Annotated in this window: 14 protein-coding genes, 1 tRNA gene and 1 pseudogene; 10 read left to right on the forward strand and 6 right to left on the reverse strand. The window is 68.6% G+C overall.

Features of this window, described 5'->3' with window-relative positions; translation table 11 throughout:
- Positions 1-22: 22 nt before the first annotated feature.
- Positions 23-736: a TetR/AcrR family transcriptional regulator C-terminal domain-containing protein gene (locus QFZ52_RS01600; protein WP_307495880.1), complete on the reverse strand. Its 714-nt coding sequence runs from the start codon at positions 734-736 to the stop codon at positions 23-25.
- Between the two features lie 83 nt (positions 737-819).
- Here QFZ52_RS01600 and QFZ52_RS01605 point away from each other — a divergent pair, with 83 nt between their 5' ends.
- Complete coding sequence (locus QFZ52_RS01605; RefSeq protein WP_307495881.1) at positions 820-2,532, forward strand: amidohydrolase; 1,713 nt, start codon at positions 820-822, stop codon at positions 2,530-2,532.
- 50 nt (positions 2,533-2,582) lie between these two features.
- On the forward strand, positions 2,583-3,950 hold the full coding sequence (locus QFZ52_RS01610) for an APC family permease (RefSeq protein ID WP_307495882.1): 1,368 nt from the start codon (positions 2,583-2,585) through the stop codon (positions 3,948-3,950).
- Positions 3,951-4,051: 101 nt separating this feature from the next.
- On the opposite strand, the gene QFZ52_RS01615 is transcribed toward QFZ52_RS01610, so the two are convergent.
- From QFZ52_RS01615 to QFZ52_RS01625, 3 genes are read right to left on the reverse strand one after another with little or no spacing between them, the layout of a single operon-like run.
- The gene (locus QFZ52_RS01615) at positions 4,052-5,224 is read right to left on the reverse strand and encodes a DmpA family aminopeptidase (RefSeq protein WP_307495883.1); all 1,173 of its coding nucleotides are present in this window, start codon (positions 5,222-5,224) and stop codon (positions 4,052-4,054) included.
- On the reverse strand, positions 5,221-5,880 hold the full coding sequence (locus tag QFZ52_RS01620) for a TetR/AcrR family transcriptional regulator (protein ID WP_307495884.1): 660 nt from the start codon (positions 5,878-5,880) through the stop codon (positions 5,221-5,223). The genes QFZ52_RS01615 and QFZ52_RS01620 overlap by 4 nt, the downstream gene beginning before the upstream one ends.
- Complete coding sequence (locus QFZ52_RS01625; RefSeq protein WP_307495885.1) at positions 5,877-7,391, reverse strand: APC family permease; 1,515 nt, start codon at positions 7,389-7,391, stop codon at positions 5,877-5,879. The genes QFZ52_RS01620 and QFZ52_RS01625 overlap by 4 nt, the downstream gene beginning before the upstream one ends.
- Before the next feature lie 256 nt (positions 7,392-7,647).
- Between QFZ52_RS01625 and QFZ52_RS01630 the strand changes: the two genes are divergently transcribed.
- The 7 genes and pseudogenes from QFZ52_RS01630 to QFZ52_RS01660 all read left to right on the forward strand — a co-directional run bounded on the left by QFZ52_RS01630 (position 7,648) and on the right by QFZ52_RS01660 (position 13,285).
- Positions 7,648-8,364, forward strand: coding sequence for a hypothetical protein (locus QFZ52_RS01630; RefSeq protein ID WP_307495886.1), 717 nt, complete (start codon positions 7,648-7,650; stop codon positions 8,362-8,364).
- 118 nt (positions 8,365-8,482) lie between these two features.
- Positions 8,483-9,112: a copper resistance CopC family protein gene (locus QFZ52_RS01635; RefSeq protein ID WP_307495887.1), complete on the forward strand. Its 630-nt coding sequence runs from the start codon at positions 8,483-8,485 to the stop codon at positions 9,110-9,112.
- Between the two features lie 77 nt (positions 9,113-9,189).
- Positions 9,190-9,777 carry a copper chaperone PCu(A)C gene (locus QFZ52_RS01640; RefSeq protein ID WP_307495889.1) on the forward strand — a complete coding sequence of 196 codons (588 nt, stop codon included), beginning with the start codon at positions 9,190-9,192 and terminating at the stop codon, positions 9,775-9,777.
- Positions 9,778-9,830: 53 nt separating this feature from the next.
- Positions 9,831-11,070, forward strand: a pseudogene (locus QFZ52_RS01645) (Dyp-type peroxidase).
- A gap of 210 nt (positions 11,071-11,280) precedes the next feature.
- Entirely contained in the window at positions 11,281-11,898 is a 618-nt protein-coding gene (locus tag QFZ52_RS01650) for a sunset domain-containing protein (RefSeq protein WP_444861219.1), read from the forward strand.
- Positions 11,899-12,077: 179 nt separating this feature from the next.
- On the forward strand, positions 12,078-12,395 hold the full coding sequence (locus QFZ52_RS01655; RefSeq protein ID WP_307495891.1) for a hypothetical protein: 318 nt from the start codon (positions 12,078-12,080) through the stop codon (positions 12,393-12,395).
- 65 nt (positions 12,396-12,460) lie between these two features.
- On the forward strand, positions 12,461-13,285 hold the full coding sequence (locus QFZ52_RS01660; protein ID WP_307495892.1) for a hypothetical protein: 825 nt from the start codon (positions 12,461-12,463) through the stop codon (positions 13,283-13,285).
- A gap of 365 nt (positions 13,286-13,650) precedes the next feature.
- Here the strand turns inward: QFZ52_RS01660 and QFZ52_RS01665 are convergent, their stop codons facing one another.
- Positions 13,651-13,890: a PLDc N-terminal domain-containing protein gene (locus QFZ52_RS01665; RefSeq protein WP_307495893.1), complete on the reverse strand. Its 240-nt coding sequence runs from the start codon at positions 13,888-13,890 to the stop codon at positions 13,651-13,653.
- A 199-nt stretch (positions 13,891-14,089) separates the two neighbouring features.
- On the opposite strand from QFZ52_RS01665, the gene QFZ52_RS01670 reads away from it, so the two are divergent.
- Positions 14,090-14,743 (forward strand): hypothetical protein, encoded by a 654-nt coding sequence (locus QFZ52_RS01670; protein WP_307495894.1) that lies wholly within the window; start codon positions 14,090-14,092, stop codon positions 14,741-14,743.
- 188 nt (positions 14,744-14,931) lie between these two features.
- On the opposite strand, the gene QFZ52_RS01675 is transcribed toward QFZ52_RS01670, so the two are convergent.
- Positions 14,932-15,021, reverse strand: a tRNA-Ser gene (locus tag QFZ52_RS01675).
- Positions 15,022-15,211 lie beyond the last annotated feature (190 nt).

The raw sequence follows: 15,211 nt of genomic DNA on the forward strand, positions 1-15,211 counted from the left end.
GGCGAGTGCCATCCGGGTCATTCTATCGGGCGGCCGGCGCCTCGCCGGGACTGTTGCGGAGCCGGTCGAGCGAGTTGGAGAGTCCGGCGAGGAAGGCGTCCAGGCCCAGGTCGAACGCCTGGTCGGCCACGGCCGTCGCGTAGGAGGCGTCGTCCTCCCGGCCGAGGAACCGCTGCCGGACAGCGAGGGCTTGCGTGAAGACGGGGACCTGCACGGCGAAGTCGCCGGTGTCGAAGATGTCGGCGGGCGCCACGGCGTCCAGGGCCGAGCCGAGGATGAAGCTCTCCAGGGACACGATGGCGCTGACCACGAGTTCCTCGGGCCATCCTTCGTCGAGGAAGCCCCGGGTGACGGCCTCGTACATGCTCAGCGTGGGGTTGGCGCCGGTGACGGGGGTCGTGGCCAGGAGGGCGATCGCGTGCGGATGGGCGGCGAAGGCGGTGCGATAGGAGCGGGCCCAGCGGCGCGTGGCATCGAGCCAGGGGAGGGTCCCGAAGCCGGAGTGGTCGATCCCGGACGTGATGAGTTCGCGCATGGAGCTCAGGACCTCGGTCTTATTGCCCACATGGTGATACAGCGCCGGGGTCTTGACGCCGAGCTCGCCGGCCAGCGCGGCCATGGTGAAGTCTTCGGGCCCGGTGCGTCGAAGCACGTCAAAGGCGGTCCGGACGATCAGGTCCCGGTCCAGCACACTTCTTTTGGGCCGCCCCGCCCGTCGTGGCGCGGTTGACATCATGACTGTCCCCTCTTGCGTGTTGCGCACATCACAGACTACTGTGATCCACAATTATTTAATCCCATTAAATATTTGGAGTTCGAATGGTCCTGACAGTCTTCCACGGCGGCGTGGTCGCGGCCGATCCCCGCATCCCCGGACAGGGCAGCGCCAACGGCCAGGCTGACGCGCCCGGCGAAGCCGCGCCCGGCGAAGCCGCGCCCGGTGAAGCCGCGCCCGGCGACGCCACCGCCCTCGCCGTCCGCGACGGCGTCATCGAAGCCGTCGGCGCGGACGCCGAAGCCATGCTCGATCAGGCGGACCACGTCGTGGACCTGGACGGCGCCTTCCTGGGTCCCGCCTTCGCGGACGGCCACGCGCATCCGCTCTTCGGCGGGATGGAGGACCTCGGGCCCCAGATCCGTTCGTGCGGGTCCGTCGAGGAGATCGTGGCCGCCGTCGCCGCGTATGCGGAGGAGAACCCGGACCAGGACTGGATCATCGGCGCGAGCTATGACGCCACGCTCGCCCCGGGCGGCCTCTTCGACGCCGCCTGGCTCGACGAGGCGGTGCCGGACCGTCCCGTGGTGCTCAAGGCCTGGGATTACCACACGCTGTGGGTCAACTCGGCGGCGCTCCGTGCGGCGGGGATCGACGCCGGGACCCCGGATCCGGACCGCGGCCGGATCGTCCGGCGCGAGGACGGCAGTCCCCTCGGGACCCTTCAGGAGTACGGCGCGCTGGAACTCGTGGAGCGCGTCGCGCCGGGATACTCGCTGAGCCGGCGCGTCTCCGCCCTGGAAAGCGCCACGTGGACGCTCGCTGCCTCCGGGATCACCTGGGTGCAGGACGCCTGGGCCGCCCTGGAGCATCTGGACGTGTACCTCGAGACCGCGCGGCAGGGCCGGCTCAACACCCGGCTCAACCTCGCGTTCCTGGCCGAGCCCGGCCGCTGGCGCGAGAATCTGGACGCCTTCGTCGCGGCGCGCGAGGCCGTCCAGGCGGTCGGGTCCGATCTGCTGACTGCGCAGACCATCAAGTTCTTCGCCGACGGGATCATCGAAAGCCACACCGCCTGCATGCTGAGCCCGTACGCGGACTCCCCGGAGGACACGGGGCTGCCCAACTGGAGCCAGGACGAGCTGAACGACGCGCTCGCCGCCGTCGACCGTCTCGGCTTCCAGGCTCACATCCACGCGATCGGTGACGGCGCCATCCGGATGGCGCTGGACGGCATCGAAGAGACGGCGCGGCGCAACGGCCCCCGCGACCGCCGTCCCGTGCTGGCACATTTGCAGGTCATCGACCCCGAGGACGTCCCGCGCTTCGCGGAGCTGGGGGTCGTGGCCAACTTCGAGCCGCTCTGGGCCCGCGAGGACGACGTCATGAACCTCCTCACCATCCCGCGTCTCGGCAGCCCGCGTTCCGAACGCCAGTACCCCATCGGCAGCCTCGTGGAACGGGGCGTCGCGGTGTCCTTCGGCAGCGACTGGCCCGTCACCTGCCACGAGCCGGTGCCCGGACTCGCGACGGCGGTCACCCGCCAGACCCCCGACCACCTGCCCGCGGGCGGCTGGCTGCCCACCGAACGCGTCGACGTCGACGCCGCCCTCGCCGCGTACACCTCGGGCGTCGCCCATCAGGCGTTCGCCGAAGACCGCTGGGGTTCGCTGCGCCCCGGCCTGAGCGCCGACCTGGTGCTGCTCTCCCACGATCCCCGGGACGTGGCCCAGGAGGAGATCCAGGACATCCAGGTGAAAGGCACCTGGCTGGCCGGACGCCGCACCCACACCGCGCTGCTCCCCGCCGCGCGCTGAGCCGCACGCCGAACAGATCCAGCGAGCCTCCCCGACAGAAAGACCTCCCCATGGCATCCACCCCTCTCGAACCCCCGGCGCAGGCCGGCCTGGTTCCCGGCGACCGCCCCCGGCAGCTCCGCCGTGTCCTCGGCCTGGCCGCCCTGGTCATGTTCGGCCTGAGCTACATGGCCCCCGTGACCGTGTTCACGACGTTCGGCACCGTCACCCAGATCACCGACGGACACCTGGCGGCTGCCTATGTGGTCGCCCTGGCGACCATGTTCTTCACGGCCCTCAGCTACGCCCGAATCTCCGGGGTCATCCCGGCCGCGGGCAGCGCCTACTCCTACACGACCCAGACGTTCGGCGGGCATCTCGGCTTCGTGACCGGCTGGACGCTCATGCTGGACTACCTGTTCCTGCCGATGATCAACTTCCTGCTCGTGGGCCTCTACCTGAACTCGGCGTTCCCGGCCGTGCCGGGCTGGGTGTTCTCGCTGGCGAGCGTGGTCGCCGTGCTGGCGTTCATCGCGCTGGGCGTGAAGTTCGTGGGCAAGTTCAGCGGCGTGATCGTCGCGATGGCCGTGGCGATCATCGTGGTGTTCATCGCCCTGGCCGTCTCGTACCTCTCCGGCAATCCCGCGCCCTCGGTGCTCGCCCCGTTCGAGACCGGTTCCGGCGGTGTGGGCCCGATCTTCGCCGGCGCGGCCGTGCTGGCCCTGTCGTTCCTCGGGTTCGACGCCGTCTCCACCCTCTCCGAAGACGCCCGGGACGCGCAGCGGAACATCCCGCGCGCCATCGTCATCACCACGGTGCTGGGCGGGGTCATCTTCATCGCCGTCGCCTGGGCCGGCGGCCTCGTCTTCCCCGACTGGCACGCTTTCGCCTCCCTGGACACCGCGGGCATCGAGCTGATCGAGAAGGTCGGCGGTCCCGTGCTGAGCGCCATCTTCATCGCGGTGTTCGTGGCGGGCTGCATCGGCTCGGCCATGACCAGCCAGGTGAGCGTCAGCCGCATCATCTACGCCATGGGCCGCGACGGGCTTCTGCCCCGCGCCTTCGGCAAGCTGCACCCGCGCTTCGGCACGCCCGTGCTGGCCGCCGTGTCGGTGTCCGTGGTGTCGCTGCTCTCCCTGGTCCTCTCGCTGGAGATCGCGGCGACCATGATCAGTTTCGGCGCGCTGTTCGCCTTCTCGATGGTCAACCTGTCCGTGGTGAAGTACTTCATCTGGGACCGAAAGGGCCGCACTCCGCGCGATCTGCTGATCCACCTGGCCCTGCCGCTCATCGGCTTCGCCCTGACGATCTGGCTCTGGACCTCCCTCGCACCGACGTCCTTCACGGTGGGCGTGTGCTGGATGGTGGTGGGCGTGATCTTCCTGGCCGTCCGCACGAAGGGATTCCGGCAGGCGCCCCCGAAGCTCACGTTCGAGTAGCGCGGCGGCGGGCACAGCTCCCGCACCACGACGACGGCGGTGGGCCGGGCAGCGCGCCCGGCCCACCGCCGTCGTCGTTCAGGGAGCTCTCCGCGGCCCTGTCACGACGCGAACGCCGCGCGGACCTCCTCGTGGGGGAGCGCATGGCTCCTGTGGCCCTCGCGGCCGACCATGTCCCGGGCCGCGACGAGGGCGTTGAGGACGGCCTCCTCGGTGGCCTCGACCACGGCCTCGTAGAAGGGATCCATGCTGCCCCAGGCCACATGGGAGAGCTGTTCGACCACGACGCCGCCCGCGCCCATGCGCGAGGCGAGGCCGCCCTCGTTGGCAGTGGAGAAGGCGAGGAAGATGTCGCCCGAGAAGTGGCTTCCCGTGGTGCCCGTGCGCGCCAGGCCCAGGCTCACCCGGCGGGCGAGCGCCCGGCACTGGTCCGGGAGCATCGGCGCGTCCGTGGCCACGATCGCGATCACGCTCCCGGCCCCGGCCACCGCGTGGGCGGGGGAGGCGGTGTCGCGCTCGAACCAGTCGGTGGTGGTCATGGGGTCGGGGGCCTGGGAGTCCCGTCCGAGCCTCCGCCCGGCCACCCGCAGTTCCTTCCGGGAGCCGAAGTTGGCCTGCAGGAGCACACCCACGGTCCAGGAGTCGTCGCCCGAACGGACCACCCGGGAGGCCGTGCCCGTCCCGCCCTTGAAGCCGTAGCAGTTCATCCCGGTCCCGCCGCCCACATTGCCTTCGGCGATCGGACCGGTGCGGGCGGCGTCGAGGGCGGCCGCGGCGTGCTCGGGAAGGACGGTGTCCGCGTTGATCGAGTTCAGGTAGCCGTCCCACGTCTCGCCGACCACGGGGAGCATCCACTGCGCCGCGACGGTGGGATGGTGCTCAGCCATCCACCGGTCGACACCGCGGTGCACCGCCCCCACCGCGTGCGAATTGGTCAGCGCGATGGGCGTCTGGAACTGTCCGGACTCCTCGATCCAGGTGCTCCCGGTCAGCTCGCCGTTGCCGTTCAGGACGGCGAGGCCCGCCGCGCAGGGCGACCCTGCCGCGGCCCTGCCTCGCGGCAGGATGGCCGTGATGCCGGTGCGGGCCACCACGGGACCGTCCTCGATCAGCGTCACGTAGCCGACCTCCAGGCCCGGCACATCGGTGATCGCGTTCCACGGTCCGGGCTCGCCGTCGAACGGGACGCCGAGATCCCGGGCCCGCGGCGCGGCGCCGAGCGGAGCGGTCCCGGACGGACGGCTCGTGCTCGGATCGGAAAGGGGTGCGGTCACTGCTGCTCCTCGGAGGTGGGTGAGGTGGATGGTTCGGACGGTACGGATGGTGCGGACGGGCCAGGCGTGATGAGCGTGCAGTCCAGGGCGAGCTCGGCGAAGAGGAGGGTGTTCCGCAGATAGCGGTCACGCTGCCAGTCGTCGGGGTCGATGAGGTAGAGGTCGTAGGCGTCCTCGAGCGCCACCAGGTTCTCCGCGATCGCATGGATCTCCATGCGGGGCCGGAACGCTCCCAGGGCCGTGCCGACTTCGAGCACGATCTCGTACAGGGCGACCTGCCGTTCCACCACGAGCGCCAGATTGCGCCGGAAGTGCGGGTTGTCCTGGGCCGCGGACACCACTTGGTACACGATCCGCAGTTCATCGCTGATGTGTTCGGGGATCCCGGCCTCGATCATGAGGCGGAGCCGTTCGACCGGGTCGGAGACGCCGTCGATCAGCCGGCGTCGTTGTTCGCTGAACTCGTCGATGACGCCCTTCACGGCCTCCATGACCAACTGGTCGAAGCTCTCGAAGTGATACAGGACGCTGCCCGTGCTGACCTCGGCGCGCTCGGCGACCGCGCGCACGCTGGCGTTGGCGATGCCGTGTTCGGCGATCACGCTGCTCGCGGCCGCGATGAGGTCCTGGCGGCGCTGTCTGCTCTTGGCCCTCATGCCACCGGCTCCTCGGCCGGCGCCGGCTCGGCCGCGGGGGTGCGGTCCTCCGGGGCGGAGACCACCACGGAGGAATTGAGGGCGGCGTAACGTTCGGGGGAGCGCCGCTGCATCACGAGGCCGGCGATCACACCGCCCACGAAGACGAGCGGCACGATGCCGATCAGCAGGAGATTCACGGGGCCGGTCATGCCGGACACGATATCGAAGTGCGAGACGATGATGGCGAACGCGGCGATGAGTCCCAGAGCGCCGAGCACCGGTGCGACGACCACGCGCCACATCCCATGGCCCCGCCGGTCCTTCCGGAAGAAGCCGATCACGGAGACCGCGGCCACGCCCTGGGCGAAGACGAGCCCCGCCACGCCCACGGCGTAGGTCCACAGGCTCAGCCCGAGATACGGGTCCGTGCCGGAGAGCGCCCCGGCGATCATGACCACCAGGCTGAGGCCCGTCAGCGCCAGGCTCGCGACATGCGGCGACCGCATCCGGTGGTGCGTGCGGGAGAATACCGTCGGCAGCAGGCGCTCGCGGCCGAGTGAGAACACGTACCGTGCACAGGCGTTGTGGAAGGCGAGGGCGCAGGCGAAGAAGCTGGTGATGACCAGGACCTGAAGCACGACGCCGGCCCACGCTCCCAGCGACTGCTCGCCGGCGAGGAACATCATCTCCTCGAGCTTGTCCGAGTTCGCGAGCGCCAGCACGCCATCCACCCCGAAGGCGACGGTCAGGGCCCAGAAGGTGAAGGCGTAGAAGACGGCGAGAAACGCGATGGCCAGGTAGGTCGCGCGGGGGACCGAGCGGTCGGCCTGCTTCGCCTCCTCCGCGTAGATGACCGTTCCCTCGAAGCCGAGGAACGCCCCGAAACCGAAGACGAACAGGACGCTGGCACCCGGGACGAAGAAGATGTTGACGGGATTGAAGGAGGCGGCCGTGGCGTCGGCGATGTGGCCGCCGTTCTCCACGATCGCCGCGATCGAGACGATGAGGAGGATGAGGACCTCCGCGGTGAGCAGGACCGCCAGGACCTTCGCCCCGACGTCAATGCGCCGGTAGCCGAGCAGCCCGATCAGGAGCACCGAGAGCGCCGACCAGACGCCCCAGTGCAGATGGATGCCGAACAGGTTCCCGAACGTCAGATCCGCGAAGAATCCGAGCAGGGCGTAGAAGCCGATGAGGAGGAACGCGTACGCCATCACGGTGACGAAGGCGACGCCGATGCCCACCGGCTTGCCCAGTCCGGCGGCCGCGTAGGCGTAGAAGGCGCCCGTGTTGCGGACGAACCGCGACATGGCCGTGAAGCCGATGGCGAAGAGGATCAGGACCGCGCCGCTGGCGAGCATGGCGCCCGGCGCCCCGATCCCGCCGAGGAAGAACGACAGTGGCGCCGCGCTCACGGCCACCGTGAGGGGCGCCGCCGCGGACACGACGAAGAAGACGATGTCGACTGTGCCCAGTCTCCCGGGCGCGAGGGAATCCGGGGCCTTGGCCTCGGTGGTCGTGCTCTGCATGGGAACCTCCGGTATGCCTCGATGAGAAAACTGAACATGTGTGAGAAAAGTCTCACCCCGTGTTTGCGGCGTGGTCAAGGCTTTCCGCGCTTAAAGTTGACCAGCTGTTCAGATTTCTGAAACAGCGTGTTCGCTTCACGCCCCCTCGGCGAGGGGAGCCGCCGGGCGCTCCCGGTACTTCGACAGCTCGTAGAAATTCGTGGATAATCGGGGCTGGACGGGCGGTGCGCCCTTCCAGGACGGACGGGGAAGGACGATGACGGCACGCGGAGCGCGTTTCGCACGGGGCTGGATCGCAGCCACCGCCGCGACGTCGATCGCCGCCTTCTCGCATGTCCTCGCGGGCGGAGCCGTGCCCGCGGCGGCCGTCCTGTTGCTCTCCCTGGTCCTGTCCGGGCTGGTGTGCACCCTGCTTGCCGGGAAAGGCCTGCTTGCCGGGACGGCGCTCCACAGCGGAAAACCACTCCACACCGGAAAGCCCCTTTCTCTCTGGCGCCTTTCCGCCGGTGTCCTGTTCAGTCAGGCGCTGTTCCACGGCCTGTTCAGCATGGCGCCCGCGGGGATGACCGCCGGGACGACCACCGGGCCCGCCGCCACGATGGCGCACGACATGGCCCGGATGGGTCACGCCGGCCACATGGCCCGGTCGATGGCCCCGGCCCCGGGCAGCGTCGCCACGGACGGGTCCATGGCGCTCATGGATCATTCCTCACCGCTCATGTGGCTGGGCCACGTGGTCGCCGCGGTCTTCACCATCGCCGTGCTGCGCCATGGCGAGGTGACCCTCCTGAGGCTTCTCGCCGCTCTGCGGATGCGGCTCCTTCCTGTCATTCCCCGGGTGGCGCCGCTCGTCGTCGTGCCCGGATCGCTGACCATGCCGCTGGACCGGCGCGTCACGCCGCTGCGCAATCTCGGCGTGCCCCTGCTGGTCATGCGGCACCGCGGCCCGCCGCTGCTGTCTGAGTCGTTCTAGTCACCCCGGCCACCGGTCCGCGTCGCGCGCCGGTGCCGTGAGACCTGCGCGGGATCTCCGCGCCACACTTCTCAGCCGCCCTGCCGGGCCCCTGTGTCCCGCAGGGCAGGAAGCAGTCATGAGTTCTTTGCCATTCCTTGCATGGCGGAACCCGGGGCGTCGTGCCTCCGTGCTGACGGCCGTTCTGGTGCTGTGCTTCGCCGTTCTCCTGGCGGGCGCACCGAAGGCCTCGGCGCACGACCAACTGGTTTCGTCCACCCCGTCCGACGGCAAACGCCTGTCGGCAGCACCCACCCAGGTGTCCGTCACGTTCAGCGCGGCCCTCATGGACCTGGGCTACGAGATCCGCGTCGTCGACGCGGCCTCGAAGAACTGGGCCCAGGGCAAGCCCGTCCTGTCACGGGAGACCCTGGCCCAGCCCCTTGCACCGGACCTCCCGGAGGGGGAGTACCAGGTCCGTTGGAGGGTCGTCTCCAGCGACGGCCACCCCATCAGCGGCAGCTACTCGTTCCTCGTCGGAGCGAACGCGAAGGCGGGCACCATTCCGGCGCCCGGACTCGCGCCGGGCACCGAACCCGCAGCCGGAGCGACCGCGCCGTCCGCGGAAGCCGGCGCCTCGTCGGAGTCCGGTCAGACGGCCGGGGTCCCCGGCTGGCTGATTGCCGGCGGCATCGGCGCGGCCGTGGGCCTCGGCCTGTTCCTCGCCGTCCGGGCCCTGCAGCGCCTGCGTCGCGACGACGCCGCCTGACGGGCACCCTTTTCATCTCACACTTTCACCCCGTCCCGGCCTCACGCTGCCCGGACGGGCACAGATCAGGAGTCACCATGACCACCAAGAAGACCCTTTCCCTGCTGTCCCTCGCCGCTGCCGCCACTCTCGCCCTCGGCGCCTGCTCCTCGGGGGACGCCCCGGCCCCTGCCGCATCCTCGGCCAGCCCGGCGCCCGCCCTCTCGATCAGCGAGCCCTGGGTGAAGGCGGCGTCCTCCGGCATGACCGCCGCGTTCGGGACCGTCCGCAACGGCAGCGGCAAGGACCTCACCATCACCTCCGTGACCACCCCCGCCTCGCCCATGGCCGAGCTGCACGAGACCGTCATGAACCCCAGCGGCGGCATGCAGATGCGCGCCAAGGAGGGCGGGTTCACCATTCCTGCGGGCGGTGAGCTCAAGCTCGAACCCGGTGCGAACCACATCATGCTCATGAAGCTCGCCAAGGCCTACCGTGCCGGTGACGAGATCCCCTTCGAGCTGAAGGCCAGCGACGGCACGACCCTCAGCTTCACCGCCCAGGTCAAGGACTTCTCCGGCGCCAAGGAGAACTACGCGCCGGGTGGGGACTCGGGCGAGCACTCGGGCCACGGCGGCGAGGACCACTCCGGGCACGCGCAGCCCACGACCTCCCCGGCCAAGTGAGTCCGCGGGACGTGGAGCCGGCGGGCGAACCCGAGGGCCGTCCGGTGGAGCCGGTGGGCGCGGGAGCCGCGGCGGGATCCTCGAAGGGGGTACGACGCCGGAACCTCCTCCTCGGTGGCGCCGCGGCGGGGGTGGGGGCGCTGGCCGCCGCCGGGACGCAGCTGGTGGGCGGCGCGCCGTCGTCGTCGGTGGCTGCGGAGCCGCCCGACAACGGAGCCGGCGCCGTGCCCTTCTTCGGCCCGCGGCAGGCCGGGATCGGCACCGCCGCGCAGGCTCACGGCGCCTTCGTGGCGCTGGACCTGAAACCGGGGATCACGGGGGCGGGGGTGAAGTCCCTGCTGAAGCTGCTCACCTCCGACGCCGCGCGGCTCACTCAGGGGGAGGGCGCTCTCGCCGACACGGAGGCCGAGCTGGCGTTCCGTCCGGCGAACCTGACGGTCACGTTCGGCTTCGGGCCGGGTCTCTTCCGGGTCGCGGCGCCGGGCCGGGCGCCCTCATGGCTCCGGCCGCTGCCGAAGTTCGGCATCGACCGCCTGGTGAAGGAGTACAGCGACGGGGATCTGCTCCTCCAGATCTGCGCCGATGACCCGCTCACGGTCGCGCACGCTCAGCGGATGCTGCTGAAGGACAGCCGGAGTTTCACCACGGTCCGGTGGATCCAGCAGGGTTTCCGGCGGGCGTACGGCACGGAGAAACCGGGCACGACCATGCGGAACCTCTTCGGCCAGGTGGACGGGACCGCCAACCCGTCGCCCGGCAGCGAGAGCTTCGAGCGCGTCGTGTTCGGGGACGGAACCAACCGGCCCTGGGTGGAGAACGGGACGTCCCTTGTGGTCCGGCGGATCAGCATGAACCTCGACAAGTGGGAACGAGCTGGACCGCTCCGGGCGCGAGGAGTCGGTGGGGCGGAAACTCTCCAACGGCGCTCCGCTGACCGGGGTCGACGAGCACGACGAACCGGACTTCAAGGCCCTGAACCCGGTGGGCTTCCCCGTGATCGCGGACTTCTCCCATCTGCGCCGCGCGCGGCCGGAGGACCCGTCTCAGCGGATCTTCCGGAGGGCGTTCAACTACGACGTGCCTCCCGGAGGCCTGGGCGTCTCCGATTCGGGGCTGCTGTTCGCATCGTTCCAGGCGGATGTGGACCGGCAGTTCGTGCCGATCCAGAAGCGCCTGGATGATCTGGACATCCTGAATCAGTGGACGACGCCGGTGGGCTCGGCGGTTTTCGCCATCCCTCCGGGGTGCGGTCCTGACGGCTTCGTGGGAGAGGGCCTGTTCGCCTCCGCATGAGGTGGTGAACCGCGGTTCCAGGGGATGCCCGCGGCCGAGGCCGGCGCCGTTCGTGAGAGCGGCGCCGGCCTCAGCCGTCGGTGCTGCCCGTCGCAGAGCGACGTTCCCGCGTCCCCTCTGTGTTCGCGGCGGAGAGCCGGATATGCTGACTCCGCATCACTCGCATTGCCGGTTGAACCGGACTTTTTCACTGGGGGACTTTCCGTGTCTATGAAATCTTGGGGGCGCGCGGTCATCGCGGCCCTGACGGCGCTGGTTGCCGTCGTCGCCTCGCTGGTCGTGGCGGCTCCTGCTCAGGCGGCTCCGACCGTCGCCACCCGCGTCGCGCCCTACGCGGCCGGACCCGCCACGGTCACCCGTGGCAAGCCGATCACCGTCCAGGGTCAGGCGCAGCGCCTGAACGGACGGACCTGGGCCAACACCGGCACCGTCAAGGCCGTCGTGTACTTCGACCCGGACGGCGCCAAGCCCAACGCAGCGGTCCGCACCGTGAACAGCAACACCCGGGGATTCGTCCGCACCTCGTTCACCGCGAGTGTTTCGGGCAAGTGGTCGCTGCGGATCGTGTCGACCGGCACCCTGAAGGCCAGCTCGAGCGCGCAGAAGTACGTGCGCGTCGTGGCTCCGCGGCCCGCCCGGCCGACGTCCGCCGCTCCCATCAGCAAGTTGAACTGCCCCGCGTGGGCGCCCATTAAGGGGAACCAAGGCCGCCCGGAGTGGATCTATCACCTGCCGGGCCAGCGTTCATACAACGTCACCGCCCCCGAAGCGTGTTTCTCCACCGAAGCCGCAGCGCAGCGTGCTGGTTACCGGAGAGCTCGGAACTAAGTACTCAGCCTGACGGAACTCCCCCGGGGCCGGACCGAGACATCGGTTCGGCGCCGGGGGAGTTTTTCGTGGGGGCCGGACGCCTGGGGATAAGCCGGGTCGGCCGGCCGGCCGTACGGTTCGGGAGGGCCCGGCCGTGTCACTTGGGCAAGGCGCCGGCCTCGCGGGATAGTTGGCCTATGAGAATTGACCTGAGCCGGCTGGACGCCCACGCGGCTGATTCCGTGGGGCGGGAACGGACTGTCGAGCATCCGGCCGACGATCTTCTGTCCGGTCTGCTCGAGGCCGCGGTCGTGCCCTGGCTGGCGTCCGCGCCGTTGGCCTTCTGGACCTGCCGGGCGCAGGTCCGTGGCGAGTGGGTCGACATCGCCGAGTTCCCCTGGGCCCGAGGCCGGGACTCCGGATTCCGTCTCCTCATCGCCGACGAACCGGTCGAGCGCCTTCTCACCCCTGGAGCGACGGCCTTCGAGATCGTAGGGCTGCCCTCGTTCGGTTGATGGACTCACCTCAGGACCCCGGCGCAGCAGCCCGCTCCCATGCGGCACGAACGAAGAAGGACACGGTGCAGCTCACCAAGAATCTGGACATCCCCTCTCACGAGGCGCCGGGCAGCGGCGCCCCGGTGTGGAAATCGGCGTCGGTCCGAAAGGGTCGTCTCAGAGCCGCGATCATCTCCACCGCGGTGTTCGCCGTGGTCGCCGTCGGCGTCGCGGTGCTGCTCGCGTGGACCACGAATCCCTGGTGGGGCGACTACCCTCGGACCCCTGCGACCGTGGTCGGCCTCTCCGAGTACGACACTCACAAGAGCAGCATCATCTGCACCACCACGGTGCGCTTCGTGCTCGACGGGGTCGCCCACGAGGCTCAGGTGAAGGATGAGGGACCGTGCGATGCGGTGGCGGGCTCCAAGGAGCAGGTCACTCTCGCCTACAACCCCTCGGACTTCTCCGGAGTGCTGATCATCGGGCAGGACGCGAGGATCCGGACCGCGGTCTCGATGATCGGCCTGATCTCGCCGATCCCGTTGCTCCTGCTGTTGGGGCTGAGCATCGTCAGCATCCGCTCGTACAGGAATGCCAGACAGGCCGCCACGGGCATGCCGTGGCAGGAGATCACGGTTTTCGTGAAGGACCTGAAATCCAGTCTCGAGCACACGGACCTGCTCGTCCATGCGCGCGACGACGGCGGCGCCGACCGGACCTTCGTGATCGGCTATCCCACGGCCAAGATGCACGGATTCGAGCCGCAGAAGGACAGCGACCTCACGCTCCGGTTGGTGAGCGACGGCGACGGGCACGCAGTGCTGAGCGCGCCCGACGGCTCCGCAACCTGCGATGCCACCCTCTCGACGCCGAACAGCTTCGAGCTCCGGACCCTGGGGTTGTGAGCGGAGCGAATAGCGGGACCGCACCTAGTACGCCACACGAAGCAATTTCGAGCCAGCAGGGCGTTGCGGAGCGGCAAGAAATCTGATTCGCCCGACATCGGCATTGCCCAGCGAACGTCGATGTTCGGCCAGTTAAACCGTACAAGACAATGCCATCTTCCGCTTCTTTGTTTGGCGCCTCAACATTACAAAGAAGCGCCGTAATCCCATATGTGGCCTTGTTTCCAAGGGCCTTCTAGACGGAGGTCAAGGAAAATGTCATTGCGCGGAGCTACGCTTCGTGTGATGGCACTCTGATGGGTTGCGCGCCATGAGACTCCGCGGGCTGGCGCTTCGCCTTGGCGGTCCAGTCTTCGGCGGAGCAGTCAGAACGTAGTGCGCCGTGCGCCTGTCCACGGTGACCCATTCAGGCGCAGGATCATCCATGCCCCAGCGCCCACGAGAGGTGCTGCGATGATGCCGATGAGCCAGGCCCATTTCAGGAACGGTTCATCCCTGAAGTCAGCGTGATAAGCCTGCCACGCAGCGGTCACAATCAAGGCCAGCAGTGCGACGAGCGCCGCTCCGCTGATGATGATGGCCAGGATTTCTGAGGTTCCGAGCATGGCACTCGCCTACCTTTCGTCGGGTCAATCCAGGACACCACCGACCTTGTTAACAGGTCAAGTCGACAAGCAGATCACGGGTGAGGGTTCATGGATTCGACTGTGCCTTAGTCGATCGTTCTGCTTACCGTTCGCCCGATCGGGTGGCGAGCTCGCTTTCTATTCGGTCTGGAATCTCGTAATTTGAGGAGGAAATTTCATGAAAACGTTCGGTAAAGGTGCGACGTGCCTTCTGGCCTCGATCGGACTGCTCGTCGGCGCGGCGGCGATCCCTGCACAGGCCAGTGCATCGCTGGAACCGCAGCCTTCACGCACTACGCATACGGGTTATGTGCAGGATTGCCTGGCTCAAGTGGATGCGTACAACGCGAGCCAGGGACGGAACGTCTCTCACGACGAGTGCAGGACGACCGTGACGACCCAGCTCGACGCGAGCACACCGGCCACGGTCGCAGAAGTGCAGGCTGCGTCAGGCCTGTCCGCATCGGAGAAGCGTTCCTTGGTCGCGGCAGCCGCGGCGGGCACGATCCAATCCCGGCACTGGAGCCAGTTCACCACTGGTGGCGCATACACTCGGACGCAGAACGGCACGATGTTCTTCAATGGCAGTGAAGTGTGGGTGACCGAGGTACGTCATGGGTACCAGGGTTCCCATAACTGCTTCACGAACTACACGGTTGAGGTCAACATCTCAGACCGGGCCTGCAACGAGTCTGGCGCGTTGAACTATCGGGTGATGAACAGTATCTGGAACGTGAACCTCAACGGCACGCCGATCACCTATGACGCCTCCATGCAGGCCACGGTCAGGGCTAACGGGTCCATCGAGGGCTTCGGAGCGACCATCGGCTGACACAGGTTCGCTGGTGATTCCCAGGGTGAATCCGGTTTTGATGGCAGAGCTCAGATTCGGATTCAACCTGGGACACAGCACCTATAGGCAGGCGAGTTTCGTCGCTCCTGAGGTATCGCTTGACCTGTCGCGAACATGACGAAGGCCCTGGAACCTCTGATCTCTCAGGAGTTCCAGGGCCTTCGCTCTGGCGGTGACGGTGGGATTTGAACCCACGTTGGCTGTTACACCAAACAACATTTCGAGTGTTGCACCTTCGGCCGCTCGGACACGTCACCAACGGTTGACCACTTTACCGTAGCCGGACACCCCCGCCCAAACGGAGCACCTGCGGACCCGTTCCCGGGCCTCGGATCCGCGAGTTCCCGGGCTTTTCGCCGAACCGTCGAACCTCCCAGAACCCCCGGAAACGCCCGAGGGGCGCCCACCGCAATCGGTGGACGCCCCTCTCGGCTTCTCCGCAGGAGC

The organism is Arthrobacter woluwensis, assembly GCF_030816155.1.
GTDB lineage: Bacteria > Actinomycetota > Actinomycetes > Actinomycetales > Micrococcaceae > Arthrobacter_E > Arthrobacter_E woluwensis_A.